A 2,351-nucleotide genomic window follows, 5' to 3' on the forward strand; every position below is an offset into this window, starting at 1 on the left:
GCTACCGATGCCCCTTTTATTTGTTTAGAGCCATGGTGCGGAGTGGCCGATGGCGTTAACCACGATCAGGAATTAACACGCAAAGAGGGTATAGTAAAACTTGGTGTAGGCGAAAACTGGTCGCGGTTTTGGGAAGTAGAGTGTTTCTAGATGGGTTATTGCTTATAGTTGGATACAAAATTAAGTTGGCTATCGGTAGTTTTTTGCTAACACTTGCCTTTGCCCTCTTCATGCTTTTCTTTGCAAATTACAGGGGCCCTTTTAATTATTCTGTTTTCGCAATATTGCCTCCAGTTTGTTATTAGCAACATTGCCGGCTTGTAAATGGCGTATTGAAGCAAACAAATAATTATGCACATTAAAATTTCTGTTATCGCGGTGTAGTGGAAACCACTACCCATAAAGGGGTATTTTTACCTTTTAATTTGATGTTAACATGTTGATAACTATATTTATAATGTTAAAATTAAATCAACGGGACGATTTAGATTAAAACGCGAAACCTTTCAGCAATGAAAGGTTTTTTTTTGCAAAAAAAACACGCCCTCAAAAAGAGGACGTGTTTACTCAAATCTAAAATTATTTTGGGACGATCGAGAATTATTTCATTAAATGTTTAATACCCTGCTACAAATATGAAAAAGATAAAGGATTTATTTCCGTTCAGTTTTATTCATCTGTAAAAGAATAACTTATCCAAAAGCTATTGCAAAATGAATAAAATATTTTAGCCTATTTAAAAACATATTTTCTCAAATTCGACAGCCGAGTTAAGGCCATCGCAACAAGATGGAACCATACAAGTTTATTAATTTGACGATGTCAAAAACGCCCTTACATTTGTCTCAAGTACACCCATTTTATCATTAAAAGGTGCAGTAACTTAGTTGTAAACAAAATAAATAAGATTATGGCAACCATGCACCCTTACTTAAACTTCGACGGCAAAGCCGAAGAAGCTTTTAATTTTTATAAGTCGGTTTTTGGCGGAGAATTTACCTTCTTTGCAAAAATGGGCGATGCACCCGAATCGGATAAATTAACCGACGAAGAAAAAAACCGTGTAATGCACGTAGCCTTACCCATTAATGAGCATACGGTTTTAATGGCGTCTGACTGTGTACCTTCGGCAGGGCATGTACTTAAAGAAGGCAACAACATGTACATTAACCTCAATGTCGAGAGCCGCGAAGATGCCGATCGCTTCTTTAACGGCCTTTCAGCAGGTGGCACCATCGAAATGCCAATGGACGATATGTTCTGGGGCGATTACTTCGGTAGCTTTAAAGACAGGTTCGGTATCCAAWGGATGGTTAATTTTAGTAATGCTAAATAGTTAATCGCAGTTGAAATCCAGGGTATAACTACTCTGGATTTTTTAATATCCTGCCTTAAGCTTTGTTATTTTTCAGTAAATAGGCAGCACAGATTTTGTCAGCATTGTTGATTACGTTTATCCAGCAACAGACTGATCATTACAGACATTCAATAAAATCAGATAGTTAAAGAGTGTTAAATATATGGGATGAAAAAATTTGAATCACCATTTTTATTGAATGAAAAATCTAAAAATAACGTTATGCCTCACCTTACTGCTTGCATCCTCAGCACTGAACAGTAAAGCGCTTACTGACTCTGTCTGGGTAAATATTAAGATTACAGACACCTCATTCAACCATAAAACGCCAAAACTTTATCTCCAAAAACTGGGCGACAAAATTCGAACATCAATATCTCCTAGCAGAATTAAGGATGGTCAGTTCCTATTTGCATTTAAAAATGAAAATTATTTCGAATGCATATTACGTTTCGATTCTGACAATACTTCATTCGTACCCTTCTATTTATCTCCTGAAAGCAGTCATGTCGAAGTTGAATATTTTTTTCCTACAACAAACAAAATGGCTTTTATCAATCGATCAAGTGGTTCTAAAGCACAAGCTGATATTAAAAGGATTGAAGACAGAACCAATGAAATACTCCATCAAAATGGAGAAAAGCTTAGGCTAAAATATAAAGATTACGACAAGATAGCTTCGCGGGCTGATATCCGAAACGAAAACTATAATCTTAATCTGAAAGATAGATTTGAGTTTATCAAGAAACTGTCTTACGACACCACTGTTTATGCCCCGGTCTTATATCTGAACATTATTAATTCATTTGATGATTGGTCGGTTGATCAACTTAAGGCATTTGTATCCAATCAAAACCCAAGAGAAGCGGTTAGTATTTATYAGGAAATTAAAGATAACATAACTATTAAAGAAGCGGCATTTAAAGATGAGAAACTCAAAAACCCTGAAATACAATTGGCAATTAAGGCTATAGATCAGAAGTACATTTATCTG

The 2,351-nt window shown here is 35.6% G+C and carries 2 protein-coding genes; both read left to right on the plus strand.

Annotated elements, in window-relative coordinates; translation table 11 throughout:
* Window positions 1-910 precede the first annotated feature (910 nt).
* Window positions 911-1,336: a VOC family protein gene (locus AC1DPQ_RS25035; RefSeq protein ID WP_477611218.1), complete on the plus strand. Its 426-nt coding sequence runs from the start codon at window positions 911-913 to the stop codon at window positions 1,334-1,336.
* 220 nt (window positions 1,337-1,556) lie between these two features.
* Window positions 1,557-2,351, plus strand: a 795-nt coding sequence (locus AC1DPQ_RS25040; protein WP_477611219.1) for a hypothetical protein, incomplete at its 3' end; no start/stop codon positions are given.

It is taken from the genome of Pedobacter sp. 01T416_2 (assembly GCF_056398925.1).